The sequence below is a fragment of the Rathayibacter sp. SW19 genome (assembly GCF_030866825.1).
In the GTDB taxonomy this organism is placed as follows: Bacteria; Actinomycetota; Actinomycetes; order Actinomycetales; family Microbacteriaceae; genus Rathayibacter_A; species Rathayibacter_A soli.
In genome coordinates this window covers 4,692,771-4,708,792 of sequence record NZ_CP133020.1, presented here as the reverse complement: position 1 = coordinate 4,708,792, position 16,022 = coordinate 4,692,771, and the positions used below count along the sequence as shown (strand labels likewise).

The following is a 16,022-nucleotide window of genomic DNA, read 5'->3' as shown; positions in this document are numbered from 1 at the left end:
GGGGTCCTGCCCCGTATTGGGAAGCGTTCACGGTGGATCCGGGAACGGGGAACCGGACCGAGGTACCAGAAACAGGTCCGCCATTGAGGCGGCTGGGCTCGAATGCACGACCTCTACACCACGCGCAGACCGACCGCGGTGGCGATCTTCTCGCGCTGACCACCGGAGTGGATTAGGTGGTCACCATCGACGGTAATCTGGCTGGCGTGGCTGCGCAACGCATTCTGCACGGTCGCGAGGTGCTGATCGAGAGCGAGCCACTCGGCATCCGGTGCCGGCTCGGCGAGCAGTTCCGCGAACGGGATGCCCGTCGCGGTGGCAGCGGCCAGGGCGGCTTCACGGATGCGTCGGTGGTCCGGATGCCCGTAACCGCCATTGTCGTCGTAGCTGATCACCAACTGTGGGCTCACGAGCTCGATCAGGGCGCCGATATCATCCGTGACCTCTGCGAGCGGGGCCGCGGTGAGCGCATCGGAGGAAACGTCCGCAGCGGGGCCGGCGAGCCCCTCGCGAATCCAGCGCATCCCGGAGTCGGCATAACGACGGTCGGGTAGCCCCCGAGCGCGTGCCGGCGCCGTGCCGAGGAGATACCGCTGGGCGACACCGAGGATCGCGGCTGCATCGCCCAACTCACGCTCGCGCAGACGCGCGAAACCGGCGGGATCATCCGCGGGATCGGTTCCGAGCGCAGCGCGGACCTCGACCTGCCGGGCCAGCACGACTTCGCCCTGCTCGCCCAGCGTCGCGGTCAGGAGCACCACACGGATGCCCCGAGCCGCCAATTCAGCAACCAGCGCTCCGGAGGAGATCGTCTCGTCATCGGGGTGGGCGTGCGCCAGCAGCACGGTCCGGACCCCGTCGAGGATGCTCACGGCCGCGGCTCCGGCCGGCCCCTGAGGCCGCCGAGGCGTTCGATCGCGGCGCGATACACGTCGAGCGTTTGCTCCGCATCACGTCGCCACGTGCGCGTGAGAGCGAACGCGCGGGCGGATGCCGACAGACGCGCGGCCCGATCGGCATCCGTAAGCAGCGCGGCCAGCGCGTTCGCCCAGACTTCAGGGCCGCGCGAATTCAGCAGGATGCCGGTCTGGTTTGTGACAGATTCTCTAAGGCCGCCGGCCGGAGTCGCGAGCACTGGGATGCCACTTGCGGCGGCCTCAAGAGCGACGAGACCGAACGTCTCGGAGTGCGACGGGATCAGCAGCGCAGAGGCGTGCCGCATCAGTTCCGCCAGCTCGACGCGCGACAGCGGCCCGACGAACCGTACCCCGTCGGGGATGCCGAGCTCGAACGCCAGGGAGCGCAATTCGGCGAGGTATCCCTCATAACCGACGGTCGGACCGCCGGCAACGACCAGGTCGGGCCTGAGGGCTGCGGGCAGCGCTGCGATCGTGCGCACGGCGAGGTCGAGTCCCTTCAGGGGCTCGATCCGTGCAGCCGTGAGCACATAGCGGTCGGGGCGTTGCGTGGCACCCGGATGGAACAGTTCGGTGTCAACGCCCGGCAGCACAACGGTCACGTTCCCCGGCGGCGAACCGAGTCGGCCAGTGATCGTGGCGGCCTCGGCCTCGCTGACGGCGACGATCGCATCCGAATTCTGCGCGAGCCAACGCTCACCCGCGATGCGGCCCGGGGATTCAGGGCGCTCCCCCTCGGAGAGCGCGCTCGTCACGGGTGCCGCAATGCTGTGGTAACTCTGCACATGCGGGACGCCGCGAGTGCGCGCGAACGGTAGCGCGGCCATTCCCGAGAACCAGTGATGCGAGTGCACGATGTCGACGGCGCCCAGAACAGCCATTCCGGCTGCGAACTCCTCGATGTAGAGCTCGTGATCGCCCTTCGGTCGCGGCTCGGGCGGCCCGGCGTCAACGAAGTGCAGGGTGATCCGTTCCGAGAGTTCGAAGCGGATCGGCAGTTCGGGTGAATAACGGCGAGTCAGCACGTCAACGCGGTGCCCGAGTTCTGCCATCTGTTCGACTGTCGCTCGAACGGCGACATTCATTCCGCCGACGTCACCGGCCCCCGGCGCATCAGTCGGAGAGGTGTGCAGCGCAACGACCGCGATCCGCAAGGGCCGTGCTGGGGGCATGTGCTCAGCTTATGGGGTTAGGGCGAGCGCAGCCGAATGGTGCTGGGGTGCGGCATCCGGTATGCTGTACAGGTTGTCCATGTTCTGCCGCGATCAGCGGCGGGCAGGCGACAGATGCCAATACCCTCCTGCTGCAGAACGTCTGTAGCCGTGTTAGTCCAAAGGAGGTGGGTTAGTCATGCATCAGTACGAGTTGATGGTCATCCTCGATCCGGAGATCGATGAGCGCACCGTAGCTCCCAGCCTTGACAAGTTCCTCAATGTTATTCGTAACGACGGTGGAAACATTGACAAGATCGACATCTGGGGTCGTCGCCGCCTGGCGTACGAGATCAACAAAAAGACAGAGGGCATCTATGCCGTCGTCGACTTCACCGCGAACGCAGATGCGACCGCCGAGCTCGACCGCCAGCTGAAGCTTTCAGAGGCCGTCATGCGCACCAAGGTGCTGCGCGCCGAAGATGCAATCGCCCAGGTTGCCACTGCGGCGAAGCTGGCAGAGGAGAAGGCAGCCCGTAAGGCTGCTGCCCCCGCCAAGGCTCCTGCCACGGTGAAGGCTCCTGCCGCGTCGCCGACCGCTGCCGTGGCCAAGGCCGCCGAGAAGGCAAGCGCGTAGTCCGATGGCCGGCGAGACTATAATCACTGTGGTGGGCAACCTCACCAGCGACCCGGAGCTGCGCTACACGCAGAACGGGCTGGCGGTCGCCAACTTCACCATCGCATCCACTCCGCGCACCTTCGACCGCGCTGCGAACGACTGGAAAGACGGCGAGGCGCTGTTCCTGCGCGCAAGTGTCTGGCGTGACTTCGCCGAACATGTCGCGAGTTCGCTGACCAAGGGGTCCAGAGTCATCGCAACCGGGCGCCTCAAGATGCGCTCCTACGAGACGAAGGAGGGGGAGAAACGCACGAGTACCGAGCTCGAGATCGATGAGATCGGGCCTTCGCTGCGTTACGCCACCGCCGCAGTCACGCGCGCACAGTCATCCGGGGGCGGCCGTGGCGCCGTCGGCGGCGCTGAAGAGCCGTGGGCTGCCAGCCCCGCCCAGGGTAATGCGCCCGCGGGCGACGTCTGGAACACCCCTGGCAGCTTCAGCGACGAGACACCCTTCTAAAACCCCTGCGGTCGAGTAGGTCGCTTGCGACCGTATCGAGACCATCGTGATCTCGATACGCTTCGCTACTGGATCAACGCATCATAAGCAAAGGACAAATTATGGCTGGAAAGTCGAGCGGCGATCGCCGCAAGCCGATCCGCAAAGGCAAGGATGGAAAGAACGCCGCTCCGGCGAAGTCCATCCGTGTCGGCGTGATCGATTACAAGGACGTCGCAACTCTGCGCAAGTTCATTTCCGAGCGCGGAAAGATTCGCGCTCGTCGCATCACCGGTGTCTCCGTGCAGGAGCAGCGCCTCATCGCCAAGGCAGTAAAGAACGCCCGCGAAATGGCACTTCTCCCCTACGCCGGCTCAGGCCGTTAGGAGTAAAGAAGAATGTCGAAACTCATTCTGACCCATGAGGTCACCGGTCTCGGTTCCGCTGGCGACGTCGTCGAGGTGAAGAACGGCTACGGGCGCAACTACCTCATCCCGCAGGGCTTCGCCGTCGCGTGGAGCCGCGGTGGCGAGAAGCAGATCGATCAGATCAAGGCTGCTCGTGCCGCCCGCGAGCTTGCCACCGTCGAGGAAGCTCAGGACCTCAAAGCCAAGCTCGAAGCGACGAAGGTCAAGCTCACCGTGAAGGCAGGCAAGGAGGGTCGCCTGTTCGGTTCTGTGAAGACCGCCGACATCGCGGACGCGGTTGCCGCGGCCGGTATCGGCGCGCTTGACAAGAAGAAGATCGAACTGCCAAACGCGATCAAGGTCGTCGGTGTGCACGAGGCGACGGTTCGGCTGCGTGAGGACCTTTTCGCTACGATCACCCTCCAGGTGGTCGCCGCGAAGTAGTTCGCAGCACGGCTGTGTAGACACAGGAAGGTAGCGGCGGGCAATGCCCGCCGCTACACCCAGTTAACGACCAGCGCAACCCCCAATTGACATGTTTGTGCACAGGTGTGCCCCCAATTCGCCCAAGGTTCAAGTGTGCGTCTAAACTCCTTAAATCCCACATGCTGGGGATAGAGAAAGACCAGATCAGCTTGCGTAAACTCGACTAGATTATTTCGTTGTCCACAAGTTGTTCCACCCGGATTGCACACGACATGCGGCGTTTCGCGCAGATTCTCCACAGCGTTGTCCACAGGCACAGTTGTGTGCGCGCCGCCGACTGCCTAGGGTGGAGCCGCATCGACTTACAGAGACCACCGGCAATCTCGGAAACCGAGACTGTCGGTGGTCTCTGCGAGTGTGGGGACAACGATTGCAGGCTTCGGTGAACAGGCTGCGGCCGATGCTTATTCAATACGCCGATGAAGGGGGAACGGGTGTCTATCGCTCATCTTGGTTTGGCGGACTCGCGGCCCATTGGCGAATCGCGTTCGACCGAGCGTACGCCTCCGCACGACCTCTTGGCCGAGCAGAGTGCGCTGGGCGGAATGATGCTCAGCAAGGATGCCGTCGCCGACGTCGTCGAGGTAGTCAGGGCACTCGACTTCTATGTTCCCAAGCATGAGCTGATCTTCGACGCGATCCTGTCACTGTACGCACAGGGTGAACCGACGGATGTCATCACGGTGACGGATGAGCTGACCAAACAGGGCGAGCTGTCGCGTGCCGGCGGTGCCGAATACCTGCACACATTGACCAGCCTGGTGCCGACCGCGGCGAACGCGGGCTATTACGCATCCATCGTCGCGGAGCGCGCGCTGCTGCGTCGGCTGGTCGAGGCAGGAACGCGGATCACCCAAATGGGGTATGCCGCGGAGGGCGAGGTGCTGGATCTCGTCAACAACGCGCAAGCCGAGATCTATGCGGTGACGGGCTCGAGCGACACAGAGGACTATATTCCGCTGACCGAGGCCGTGACCGTCGCCATTGACGAGATCGAGGCGGCAACGCACACGGACGGATCGATGACCGGCGTACCCACCGGGTTCGCCGACCTCGACGACCTGACGAACGGCTTGCACCCCGGGCAGATGATCATCGTGGCTGCGCGGCCCGCACTCGGAAAGTCGACACTCGCGCTCGACTTCGCGCGGTCCGCGGCGATCAAGCACGCTCTGCCCACCATCTTCTTCTCGCTCGAGATGGGGCGCAGTGAAATCGCGATGCGCTTGCTCTCGGCGGAGGCATCCATTCCGTTGCAGAGCATGCGCAAGGGCACACTCGACAAGCAGAACTGGGCCACGATCGCGTCGACGCGTGGACGCATCAACGACGCGCCTCTATACATCGATGACAGCCCGAACATGACGCTCGTGGAGATCCGCGCCAAATGCCGTCGGCTCAAGCAGAGGGTCGGGCTGAAGATGGTCGTCATCGACTACTTGCAGTTGATGACCAGCGGCAAACGGGTCGAATCTCGTCAGCAGGAAGTGTCTGAGTTCTCGCGGGCGCTGAAGTTGCTCGCGAAGGAGCTGCAGGTACCTGTGATCGCGCTCTCCCAGTTGAACCGCGGCCCGGAGCAGCGGCAGGACAAACTGCCCGCGCTGAGCGACCTGCGAGAATCCGGCTCGATCGAGCAGGACGCCGACATGGTCATCCTGTTGCATCGCGAGAGCGCTTATGAGAAAGACAACCCGCGTGCAGGCGAAGCCGACCTGATCGTCGCCAAGCATCGCAACGGCCCGACTCGCACCGTGACCGTCGCGTTCCAGGGGCACTTTTCGCGGTTCACCGACATGGCGGCGTCGTAGTGTGCCTTTTGTAGGTTCCGCATTGAGATGGCGAATTCTTGCGTAAATGGCGAGCACATGGCGAATTCGCCATTTGGCTTGGATTTTCCCCTGGGCGGCATCCGCATTCTCACCGACCAGGAAGCCATCGGAGGCATGCCGTTCATCTGGCTCGACGATGACGGCCGACTCGACTTCTCCGATGACGGAACCGTGCACGGCGGCATGTTCGCGCAGGCGAAACGCCTCACCCGCAACACACCCAGCCTGTTCATCGCCCCGAACCGCTACCGCGGTATCACGCCCGGCCACATCAAGGGAATGCGCGAGTGGCTCTCGCACCTGACCGTCGGGTCTCAGTAGTGCTCCCGCGCGTACCCCAGCGCTCTTTCATAAACGTCGTTGTCACGGATCTTGTACTGCGCGCACGGCGTCTGGCGCAGTGCCTTGCCTGCTTGGTCTTCGGCTATCGTGGGCTGCCACCCGTCGAAGCGAACCGGCGCGGACGGCTTCGTCGATGCGGTCCACGACGTTGGAGACGATGATCGGCGTCTCGTCGCCCGTGAGACCTTCGAACAGCTCCGTAAGCGCAGCCGTGCCCTTTTCCCCGCGAGGACTGAGGACGCGGTGGCCGTCCGCGCATGACGTGGCGGCGGACCGCGCAGATTCGAGCTCGTAGTTCGCGTTGGCGCTGGATTCTGAAACCGGAGCGGACGATGCGCCCTTCCCGCTGGGGTCCGATTGGCCGTCGCGTTTACCGTACCTGAGTGAGATTCTTTTACGGGCGGGCTATACGGGCATCCCGCGTGCAAGCGTGTCGCGGATCCCAGTGATCGCCCTGGAGTGCCCGTTCAAGGTCCCACTTGCGGGCGGTTTCGCTGGCCGTGGTGAGATAGAGGAATGGATTCCGCCGCGCTTTCAGACCTGTCGATCAGAACGTATGAAAGCAGGGCGGAGTTGCCGTCCGTCAGCACGATTGAGCGGTTGTACGCGGCAGCTTCGCAGGTACCACCACTGAGCGAGCCCCCGAAAGTTGCAGCCTCATATGCCCGGCTGTATGGAGACGCGAAGCAACGCAACGACATGGTCGGAGTTGGCGCTGTCGCAGGAGGCGAACTCATCGGTTTTGCATACGGTTATCGATGGTTGTGGGCATCGGAGACCGACGAATGGTCGAAACAACTTCGCGTTCGTCTCGGCCCGGATTCTGCCGCTCTTATTGACGAGTCGTTCGCTGTATTGCTCCTTGCCATCCATCCGGCAGCAGCGCGTCGCGGTCTTGGGACCAAACTCCTCGAACTGCTGATGGGTCTGTCCAATGCCCAAACGTATTGGCTTCAGACGACGGACAAGGACACGCCGACGCTGCGGCTCTACCGACGTTTGGGATATCACGGCCTCGGTCACGGACCGGACGCGCCGAACGGGAAACCTGGATTGATACTCGTGCGCAGAGCCGACAAGACCCGCTGATCGTTCGGCTTACGACACAAACCGGCTGTATTCGGGCCACGAGCGTTTCAGCGCGAAATCTGCGTCCGGTCCTCGTTCCGCTGTCGGGCACCCTCTTTGGTCGGGAAATGGTCTTGAGCGCATTAAAGTGATGGCGCAACCTCCCGTTCGGTGATCGTCCGGTTTGCGGGCGCCCCTGCGTTCTGATCGCGCATGTTCAGTTCCATGCCGGATTTCGCCGAGCTGGTTGAAGAACACGGCGCTGGCCAAGGTCGCCTGCTCCGCCTCGTTCAGGTCCGGTCGCTGCAGTCATACCGTGACGTCAACGCCGTACTGCTCGGCGAGTTGAGTGACTCCAATGGCTTGCCCGGTTCGTGCAAACTTCCCCGGGTCGGCTGCAAGAGCCGCAACGGCCCGGCCGACACCTTCGGGAGACTGCGAGTCGGCGAGGTCGAGGTGATCAGCGAATTGCATGACGCCCTCGGTACGCACCAGACCCGGGTGCAGGCTGACGGAGGTGACATGGTGCTCACGAAGCTGTTCGGCGGCCGCGAGAGCAAAGCGATCGCAGGCGACGTTGGCCATGCCATAGGCGACACCGAAGGCCGCTTGCTGGGCGGGGCTGATCTGCATAGAGATCGTGACCATGAGCGAGTTGCTAGGTGCCATGAGCAGCGGTGCGCACAAAGCGGCGGCCACGTAGTGAGCGCGAACGCCTCCGGTGAACATGGAGTCGAACAGGTCGACCGGTTGCGCCCAGAACGGGGCGTTCCACTCATCCCATGCTCCCGCATTGAGACGTTCATAGCCGGCCCACACGTTGTTCACCAGGAGGTCTAGCCTGCCGGATTCGGCGGCCAGGCGGGCAACGAGGGACCTGACCTGGTTATCGTCGCGATGATCGCAGACAACCGCAATGCCGTGCCCGCCGGCCCGGATTATTGCGTCGGCGGTCTCTTCGATCGTTCCTGGCAGATGACTGCTGCTGTGCTCCTGGTTGGACCGGCCGGTGACCCACACCGTCCAACCTCGCGACCCCAGAGCGACCGCAATTCCGCGCCCAATGCCGCGGCTTGCCCCTGTCACGAGCGCGATTTGTTCCGCCACGAAATGACACTATACATCCGCGGCGCGCTCAATGACATGCGATTGTGCACCTGGACAGCCATCCGTCGCGTGCAGACGCCGACAAGGCCGCGGTCGGCTACTACCGTGATCGGTTGTGGTGACAACTGGCGAGCAGAAGGTCAGCGGTCACCGGGACTTCGGCGTTGCCGGCGGCGGTCCTCGGCCGATAGTTGCAAGGAGCGGACGCAAGTGGCCGGGCTTTCGCGCCCTGACAGGTAAACCGTAAGGAATATCAAGCTCGCCAACCGCGGAGCCGATCGATACCCGTAGGAGGATCCGCTTGCGGATTGGCATCGCAGACGGGTAACGGTTCGGCTTGCGGGTCGAGGGATTGCTGGGCGGAGAATATGCTGGCGGCTAGCGTAGGACCATGAGCTCGTACCGGCGCCCCTCGTTTCCGGTTGAGGTCTACCGCAATGAACAGGGCGCCCCGATCAACTACGGCCATCGGTGGGACGGTGCATCGCCACCCGAGGACGCATATTCCCGGGTGAGTAATCTGCAGCGGTTCACGCCTCTGCGCGCGGTCGCCGACGCGCTTGTCGAGTGGCTTCAGAACACCTTCGACGTCACCACCGAAGAAGCCCCGGATGTCGCTGCTGATCTTCTCCACCCGCCAGATCGTTTCATTCGTGCAATACGGGTCGTGCCAGGTGGGCCGAATATGGCGCCGTTGACATTTGTGCTCACACAGTTTCCGGGTGTGTACCTTCACGCGGGCTTGCTCCACGACTTTCACTTCCCGGTCTGTGGTTGCGATGCCTGCGACGACGACGCCAGGAGTGTGGCGGAAGAACTCGAATGGACTGTGCACACCGTCGTGTCGGGCGGCTATTCAGAGCGGCTAGACCCTTGGCCAAGTAACTGGATCGAGTACAGGCTTGATGAACCAGGGGTCCAGTCGCGCTCCGGACGAACGCGCACCAACGATTTACCCGGCGAACGAATGAAGGTCGCGCGAACCGCTCTAGCCCGGACCGGAAGCTGGCTGCCCTGGCAAAAGAGTTCTCAGGATTCCGGCGACGTTACCTACTGATCATTGAAACGCACCGTCCCGCTGATCGTCCCGCTTGTGGAATTTCCCCTCAGGCGTTGACGCGTGCGCTTTCCGGCTTTTAAGTGCTGGTTGATTGTCCGTCGTGTTCGCGGCGCGCAGTTACCGATTTCGGAGGCGCTGCGTGATGAAGAGCGACGCGCGCTCGATTGCCTCATCGGCTTCGTCTATCGTTCCGACGAACGCTGGGAAGACGTGAGGTACGTGGGCGACGATGTCGAGGATCACGTCGACGTCCGCATTTCGAGCGCGTTCTGCGAGCCGTACGGAGTCGTCGAGCAACAGCTCATTGGTTCCGACCTGCAGCAGGATAGGCGGGAAGCCGGTCAGGTCAGCGAGTGCGGCGGGTGCAAGAAGGGGCTGGGCTGGATCCTGGCCGTCGAGATACAGCTCCCCCGTGCGGCCCATTGCCTCGCGGGTGAACAGCGGATCGATGCCCTCCTTCGCGATCATTGAAGCGCCGGAGCGTGTGTGGTCAAGTCCCGGCGAGAACGCGACGAGGCCAGCGGGCATTGGCAATCCAGCCTCTTTGGCGGCGAGGCAGGCCGTCACGGTGAGTCCGCCCCCGGCGGAGTCTCCGACGAACACTATGGAGGCAGGGTCGATGCCCTCGTCGAGGAGGCTGCGATACGCGTCCATGCAATCGTCAAGGCCTGCGGGGAACGGGTACTCAGGGGCGAGGCGGTAGTCGAGTGAGAGCGCCCGCACGCCGGTCCGCTCGACCAAGTGAGCGGTGAGCGCCATTGCCGTCTCTGGGGAACCGAGCGAGAAGGAGCCGCCATGGAAGTACAGGATCGTGCCGGATCGGCGTTCCCTCTTCGGCTCCACCAGGATTGCCGGACGATCCCCGAGTTCCACCGGAGTGCGCGTGACTCCAGTCGGAATCGGGAACCTACTCATGAAGTGTGCGAAACCTGCCCGCATGTGTTCGACCGAAACCGGTCCGGAGGGCTGCGGGGCTTCGCGAAGTGTCGCATCGAGTGCTCGTCTTTGTTGCTCGCTCATTAGGGCTCCTTAATCCGTACTCCTGAACTGCATGCCGGGGCATCTACCGGTAGACTACATGCCATGGCATCTAATTCAACGACGCGCGAGCTGGGTTCGTTCTTTGACGACCTAGTGCGCTGCGAGACGCGTCTCTACAACGCGCTCAACGATAGACTCCGGAGCAAACATGGGATTGTTGCCACACAGTTCGAGTTCTTGCGCTACCTGGATGGGCATCCGAGTTCGCGCGTCGCGGACGTCGCCGCGAACTTCGCAGCGGGTATCGGTGCCATCAGCAAGGGGGTCGACCGTCTCGAAACCCGCGGCTGGGTGGCGCGCCAGCCCAATCCCGCTGACGGCCGCTCGTCGCTCGTCAGCCTCACCAGCACAGGGGCCGCGCTGCTCGCCGAAGCCGAGGTATCGTTTCAAGAACTACTCGTGGAGCTCTTGTTGGTGGATCTCACACCCACTCAGGTACAGGAAGTAGGAGCCGCCCTCGGAATGCTCCGAGCCGCCCTTGAACGAGTGCACGTCGGAATACCCGTCGGATGATTTCCTGCACTCGTCTCGCCATTTGACGCACACCCACCGTCCCGCTCAACGTTCCCTATGTGACGCAAGCCAGTAGGTTGCGGGCCACGAGCTTTCTAGCGAAGAATCTGCGTCGGTAGAGGATGGTCCGGCTTGCGGTGCAGGTGTTGCTGGTTCAGTTTTGAGGCCACGCTTGTGTGTACCTGGTGGCTGCTGCCACGACCCCCTCGCACGGTGCAGTCGCAGATGCCGCCAACGGACTTCGACGCCGTGTTCGTCCCGCGGGCCGCCGGATGTGCACAGGCCGTGGACGCTGCGGGGAGACGCTAGGGCGATGGCATCTCGACGAGCGGCCGGATTTCCGTGATGAGCGCATGAGCGTTTTCGAGCCGGGCGATGCCGAGGCGGCCACCGTGTTCGTTCGCCCACGCCGCCTGGTATGAATTAATCCTGTCCAGCACTCGCCGCCCGCGAGCGGTCAGCGCGAGCAGCTTGGCACGCCGATGCTGCGGGTTGTCACTGAACTCGGCAAGGCCCTCCTCGACGAGCAGATCGGCAACCCGCTGCACCGGCTGGCGGGCCATTCCCCGCAACCGGCCGACCTGCGCGACCGTCTGCGGCTGCTCGGCCACGGCGTCCAACACCACCCAGCGGGCAAGTGTCTGTCCGCCGTGTCGGGCGATCGCCTCACCGGCAGCGGTCACGAAGTGCCCAAGCACGGACACCTCGACCACGAACGACGTGAAGACCTCGCCCGCCCCCGTGCGCTCCATGTGAACCCCCATTTCATATTGACACCATGGTGTCATCTCCATGATACTTGGCTATGACACCATAATGTCAAAATGTCGAGGAGGTACCAATGTCTGACAAGATTTTCAGTCCGCAAGCCACAACTGCGCACACGCCGTCCGGCAGGCCAGCCACGGCACCCGCCGTCACAGCCGCTACGGCGATCGAACCGTTCACGATCGAGGTCCCAGAGGACGACCTCCTGGACTTGCGGCGCAGGCTTGAGCAGACCCGTTGGCCCGACGAACTGCCCGACAGCGGCTGGGATTACGGTGTGCCGCTCACCTACCTTCGCAGTCTCGTCGACTACTGGCAAAGCGGTTACGACTGGCGCGACCAGGAGAAGATCTTCAACGACTATCCGCAGTTCCTCACCACGATCGACGGTCAGCGAATCCATTTCCTGCACATCCGATCTCCGCACGAGGGCGCGCTGCCGCTGCTGTTGTTGCACGGGTGGCCCGGTTCGGTCGCCGAATTCCTTGATGTGATCGGCCCACTCTGCAACCCGACGGCCCATGGCGGCGCTGCGGCCGACGCGTTCCACCTGGTGATCCCCTCACTGCCCGGGTTCGGTTTTTCCGGGCCCACCCACGACAAGGGGTGGGACGTTGCCCGCACCGCGCGCGCGTTCGCGGTGTTGATGGAGCGCCTGGGCTATGAACGTTACGGTGTCCAGGGCGGTGACATAGGGGCGCTGATCGGACCTGAACTGGCCCACGTCGATCCCGACTACCTGGCTGGAGTTCACCTCAATGCGGCCACCGTCGGCTTCATCCCCTGGGGCGAGGTTCCCGAGGCAGACCTCGCCACCTTAACCGCCGTCGAGAAGAAACGACTCGAGGCCCTGAGAGACTTCATGGCAAACGGCAACGCGTACTTCACCATGCAAGCCAGTCGCCCCCAGATGATCGGCTACGCGCTGACCGACTCGCCGGTCGGCCAGCTGACCTGGATCCTCGACCGGATGGCTGCTTGGGTGCACGGCCCGATAGACGAAGCGCTGAGTCCTGACCAGATCCTCACCAACGTGATGTTCTACTGGCTCACCCGCACAGCAACATCGTCCGCTCGGATGTATTACGAGAACATGCACGCCCAACCCGACTGGGGCAGGTCACCGTCCGGTGTGCCGGTGGGCGTTGCGGTCTTCGCCGAGGACCTCGCGATCCGACGCTATGGCGAACAAGGACTCAACATCACGCACTGGAGCGACTTCGACGACGGCGGTCACTTCGCCGCCATGGAACGCCCCCAACTGCTCACCGCCGACATGCGCAGCTTCTTCAACAGCGTCCGCTGAGCACCGCCACGGCACGAGTGACTCATGTCGATCGGTTTCCGTGCGGCTGGATGGTGCGGACAGGAGCGGCAATTCGGTGGCGTGATTGCGCCGATGCGTGCGCCCTCAGCGGGCCGCCCGATAGTGCGCGCGAAAGATGATGAGCGCCGCGAAGTACAGAAGTGACACGATTCCGGTTGCGTATCCGATGAGGAACACGATTCTGACCACGAGGTTCGAATTTTCAAGTTGAAGAACAGCGGTCCCGAAGAGGAGCGTTCGCAGGTAGAACAGGCCCTCGACAAGCAGAAAGCTCAATAGTACCCAATAGCCGTACCGGCGATGTGCGTGGTTTCCGAAATATCCGATGAAGAACCATGCGAGCGTTGAGCCCAACAGAATGATCGCGCTGAGGGTGGGGGGCGTGTGATCTGGGATGTAATAGTTCACCATGTAATAGGGGATCTGCGCGAGATAGTCCACGATCACCACCCAAAACAGCAAAACGAGGGGCGGCACCCATCGAGGTCTCATCCCTAGATAGTAAACGCCGCGACGGCCCAACACCGAGTTTCTGAGGCGGGGCCGACATCCGCCCATGCATGAGTGGCTTCAGGCCTAGGCTTCAGTCGTCGTGGTTGTTGGCCTAAGCAGGCTGACGTCATCTACGCGGGTAGTGAGCTGCCGGGGAAGCTGCGCACAGGGTGCACTTCGTAGGTGAGGACGCCAGCTTGGATAGCCGGGTCACCGTCCATAATGATCGCAGTCTCCTCCACGGTGGCGTTAAAGATGCCAAGGCCACGAAACTCGGTGTTGTCCGTGGCCGGGCAGACCACCGGTAATCGGCCGTCGAGGTGCAGAGAAACATTGCGCATGCCGTGGCTGTAAATGATCGTCTCGGCCCCGTCCATGTGCCGGTTCGGCCCGGTCTTCAGGATCACCGCCGTGTAGGGTTTGACGCTCGCACGTAGGGCCTGAAACTTCTCATCGCTGATTGGTGCCGGGGTTGAATTCATGATGGCGTCCATACTCTGGGTGCGGGGCTCTGTCGTCGGCGGGCTCGACGCCCATCGTAGGCTTCCGAACTCGCGGAATCCATGGTTCGGCTTCACGAGTGAGAGGCTGCTCCCTCTGTATGCACCCTCTCTGTATGCACCCACCAGCAAAGCCGCGACACCCCGGGATCTCGAATTGCTCTACCCCCGGCACTGCAGGTGGGTGCCGTACAACGAACCAGAACACGGGCAGCACAGCGTTCCCTGCAGGGTCGCCGAATTCAAGAAGCAATCCACTCCGGACGGCAGCCCCACGACCGCATGAAATGCTGCCCAGTCACCGTTCCGCTTCCGGACGTTCAGGAACCTGACTTCAGGGCCAGGATGTTCCCTGGCCGTTCAGGTTTGTAGAGCGCAAGACTGCCGGATGCGGCCACAGCAAAGGTGCCGGTCCGCCATCGGCTCAACTGTTCTGACGACGTCACCAGAGGGGCTGTCCTCATCCGGGCTGACCTTGAAGCAGGGGGTGGCTGGTCGGCGAACCCGCGCCGGATGGCTGACCCGCCTCTGACCGGGGTCTTTCCCTGCGCGGCCAGCGGTCAGCGGGGATCGCGGCCAAAATGTGCGTCTGCGCAGAGCGGAAAATCCGGCCCATCGCAACGCTGACGCGACGCGGCAGACGTGCGTCCCGCGTATGGATCGGGATGCCTGCCGCGATGGGACGTCAACCGGCGTTGACCGTTCATCTTTCTCGCCCGCTTGAACCGGGTGCGGCCGGGTGTTCACTTTCTTCGGCGGACGACCAGCACAATGTAAAGAGCGACAAGAACTACGAACAGGGTGACAAAGACTGCGACCAGGGCACCGGTGCTGATTCCTGTTGTCATCGTCTCTCCTCAAACCAAGGACTGAATCTCGCGGGCTTCGGAGGAGGCTCGATTTCTTGGTTTCCGCCCCGGTGGGGACGGGGTCCTCATGGTCCGCTCTACCAATCGATCGTGGCTAACGCCGCCTTCGCGCTGCGGAATAGTGCGAAAGGCACGCCCATAAGGAAAGCGTAGCGGTGGCCCTTCCACTTATGCGTGCACCGAGAGGCGCATCGTCAATTTGTTATTGACGAAATGAGTTCGTCAACATACGATTGACGCATGGATGATTTCCCTATTTCACTAGACACTTTGATCACCTTCGTCCGTGCGATTCACCCCGACGGCGATGTCCTCGATGCACTGTCCGACGCGATCCGGGTCTCGGGCCGCGTCGAGGATCAGGCAGACGCGTTGATCGGCCATTTCGTGGACCAGGCTCGCCACGCCGGAGCCTCCTGGAGCCAGATCGGCGAAAGCATGGGGGTGTCGAAACAAGCGGCCCAGCAACGCTTCGTTGCCCGAACGGCCGAGCTCGTCCCCGGCGGCCGGCTGTTCGAACGATTCGCCCCACGCGCCCGCAACGCTCTAGTCGTCTCTCGCCAGCTCGCGGCTGACGACGAGCAGGCCATCGAGACGGAGCCTCGACACATCGTCGGTGCTCTGCTGAGCGAACCGGACGGTGTCGCCGCCCGAGCCGTTCACGCGCTCGGCGTCACCGACGAGAGAGTGTTCGCCGCGCTCCGCCTACCTCCGCTCGTTCCCGTCGAATCGACAGCGACCCCAGGCCAGGCCCATTCTCTGCCGTTCGGCACCGACGCGAAAAAACTGGTCGCACACTCGCTCGACATCGCTCTGCACTACGTACACAACTACATAGGAACGGAACATCTCATCCTCTCGGCCGCCGCCGAGGGACCGGCCAGATCCAACCTCGAGGCACTCGGTCTCAGCACGGCCGAACTGCGACCTGTGATCGAGAGCCAGCTCAACACGCTCCGGGCAGCAAAGGAACCAACACCCACGTCAGACGATGGCCCGATGAGCTAGCTTCGCGCAAGGGCGCTGCACA

18 protein-coding genes are annotated in these 16,022 nt (G+C 63.0%); 11 read left to right on the top strand and 7 right to left on the bottom strand.

The annotated features are described in order from the left end of the window. Positions 1 to 113 precede the first annotated feature (113 nt). Positions 114 to 872 (bottom strand): PIG-L family deacetylase, encoded by a 759-nt coding sequence (locus tag QU604_RS21970; protein ID WP_308466730.1) that lies wholly within the window; start codon positions 870 to 872, stop codon positions 114 to 116. Then, positions 869 to 2,089, bottom strand: coding sequence for a glycosyltransferase (locus QU604_RS21965; RefSeq protein WP_308466729.1), 1,221 nt, complete (start codon positions 2,087 to 2,089; stop codon positions 869 to 871). The genes QU604_RS21970 and QU604_RS21965 overlap by 4 nt, the downstream gene beginning before the upstream one ends. Before the next feature lie 178 nt (positions 2,090 to 2,267). On the opposite strand from QU604_RS21965, the gene rpsF reads away from it, so the two are divergent. The 7 genes from rpsF to QU604_RS21930 all read left to right on the top strand — a co-directional run bounded on the left by rpsF (position 2,268) and on the right by QU604_RS21930 (position 7,336). Then, a complete protein-coding gene (rpsF, locus tag QU604_RS21960; RefSeq protein ID WP_308466728.1) occupies positions 2,268 to 2,705 on the top strand; it encodes a 30S ribosomal protein S6 in 438 nt (145 codons plus the stop codon). Between the two features lie 4 nt (positions 2,706 to 2,709). Next, positions 2,710 to 3,204 (top strand): single-stranded DNA-binding protein, encoded by a 495-nt coding sequence (locus QU604_RS21955; RefSeq protein WP_308466727.1) that lies wholly within the window; start codon positions 2,710 to 2,712, stop codon positions 3,202 to 3,204. A 101-nt stretch (positions 3,205 to 3,305) separates the two neighbouring features. Continuing rightward, a complete protein-coding gene (gene rpsR / locus QU604_RS21950) occupies positions 3,306 to 3,569 on the top strand; it encodes a 30S ribosomal protein S18 (protein WP_308466726.1) in 264 nt (87 codons plus the stop codon). 12 nt (positions 3,570 to 3,581) lie between these two features. Next, the gene (rplI, locus tag QU604_RS21945; RefSeq protein WP_308466725.1) at positions 3,582 to 4,034 is read left to right on the top strand and encodes a 50S ribosomal protein L9; all 453 of its coding nucleotides are present in this window, start codon (positions 3,582 to 3,584) and stop codon (positions 4,032 to 4,034) included. Between the two features lie 476 nt (positions 4,035 to 4,510). Beyond that, a complete protein-coding gene (gene dnaB / locus QU604_RS21940) occupies positions 4,511 to 5,884 on the top strand; it encodes a replicative DNA helicase (RefSeq protein WP_308468998.1) in 1,374 nt (457 codons plus the stop codon). A gap of 57 nt (positions 5,885 to 5,941) precedes the next feature. After that, complete coding sequence (locus tag QU604_RS21935; protein ID WP_308466724.1) at positions 5,942 to 6,226, top strand: hypothetical protein; 285 nt, start codon at positions 5,942 to 5,944, stop codon at positions 6,224 to 6,226. A gap of 537 nt (positions 6,227 to 6,763) precedes the next feature. Further along, positions 6,764 to 7,336, top strand: a complete 573-nt coding sequence (locus QU604_RS21930) for a GNAT family N-acetyltransferase (RefSeq protein ID WP_308466723.1) — start codon at positions 6,764 to 6,766, stop codon at positions 7,334 to 7,336. A 288-nt stretch (positions 7,337 to 7,624) separates the two neighbouring features. Here QU604_RS21930 and QU604_RS21925 read toward each other — a convergent pair whose 3' ends face one another. Beyond that, a complete protein-coding gene (locus tag QU604_RS21925; protein ID WP_308466722.1) occupies positions 7,625 to 8,422 on the bottom strand; it encodes an SDR family NAD(P)-dependent oxidoreductase in 798 nt (265 codons plus the stop codon). Positions 8,423 to 8,813: 391 nt separating this feature from the next. Between QU604_RS21925 and QU604_RS21920 the strand changes: the two genes are divergently transcribed. Continuing rightward, positions 8,814 to 9,479, top strand: coding sequence for a DUF6226 family protein (locus tag QU604_RS21920; protein ID WP_308466721.1), 666 nt, complete (start codon positions 8,814 to 8,816; stop codon positions 9,477 to 9,479). A gap of 120 nt (positions 9,480 to 9,599) precedes the next feature. Here QU604_RS21920 and QU604_RS21915 read toward each other — a convergent pair whose 3' ends face one another. Then, positions 9,600 to 10,502 carry an alpha/beta hydrolase gene (locus QU604_RS21915; protein ID WP_308466720.1) on the bottom strand — a complete coding sequence of 301 codons (903 nt, stop codon included), beginning with the start codon at positions 10,500 to 10,502 and terminating at the stop codon, positions 9,600 to 9,602. Between the two features lie 63 nt (positions 10,503 to 10,565). On the opposite strand from QU604_RS21915, the gene QU604_RS21910 reads away from it, so the two are divergent. Continuing rightward, entirely contained in the window at positions 10,566 to 11,036 is a 471-nt protein-coding gene (locus QU604_RS21910; protein WP_308466719.1) for a MarR family winged helix-turn-helix transcriptional regulator, read from the top strand. A 305-nt stretch (positions 11,037 to 11,341) separates the two neighbouring features. Here the strand turns inward: QU604_RS21910 and QU604_RS21905 are convergent, their stop codons facing one another. Beyond that, positions 11,342 to 11,788 carry a MarR family winged helix-turn-helix transcriptional regulator gene (locus tag QU604_RS21905; RefSeq protein ID WP_308466718.1) on the bottom strand — a complete coding sequence of 149 codons (447 nt, stop codon included), beginning with the start codon at positions 11,786 to 11,788 and terminating at the stop codon, positions 11,342 to 11,344. An 89-nt stretch (positions 11,789 to 11,877) separates the two neighbouring features. On the opposite strand from QU604_RS21905, the gene QU604_RS21900 reads away from it, so the two are divergent. Beyond that, positions 11,878 to 13,110: an epoxide hydrolase family protein gene (locus QU604_RS21900; RefSeq protein ID WP_308466717.1), complete on the top strand. Its 1,233-nt coding sequence runs from the start codon at positions 11,878 to 11,880 to the stop codon at positions 13,108 to 13,110. A gap of 105 nt (positions 13,111 to 13,215) precedes the next feature. Here QU604_RS21900 and QU604_RS21895 read toward each other — a convergent pair whose 3' ends face one another. Then, entirely contained in the window at positions 13,216 to 13,623 is a 408-nt protein-coding gene (locus tag QU604_RS21895; RefSeq protein WP_308466716.1) for a hypothetical protein, read from the bottom strand. A gap of 131 nt (positions 13,624 to 13,754) precedes the next feature. Beyond that, a complete protein-coding gene (locus QU604_RS21890; RefSeq protein WP_308466715.1) occupies positions 13,755 to 14,105 on the bottom strand; it encodes a hypothetical protein in 351 nt (116 codons plus the stop codon). Positions 14,106 to 15,232: 1,127 nt separating this feature from the next. On the opposite strand from QU604_RS21890, the gene QU604_RS21885 reads away from it, so the two are divergent. Next, positions 15,233 to 16,000 carry a Clp protease N-terminal domain-containing protein gene (locus QU604_RS21885; RefSeq protein WP_308466714.1) on the top strand — a complete coding sequence of 256 codons (768 nt, stop codon included), beginning with the start codon at positions 15,233 to 15,235 and terminating at the stop codon, positions 15,998 to 16,000. Positions 16,001 to 16,022 lie beyond the last annotated feature (22 nt).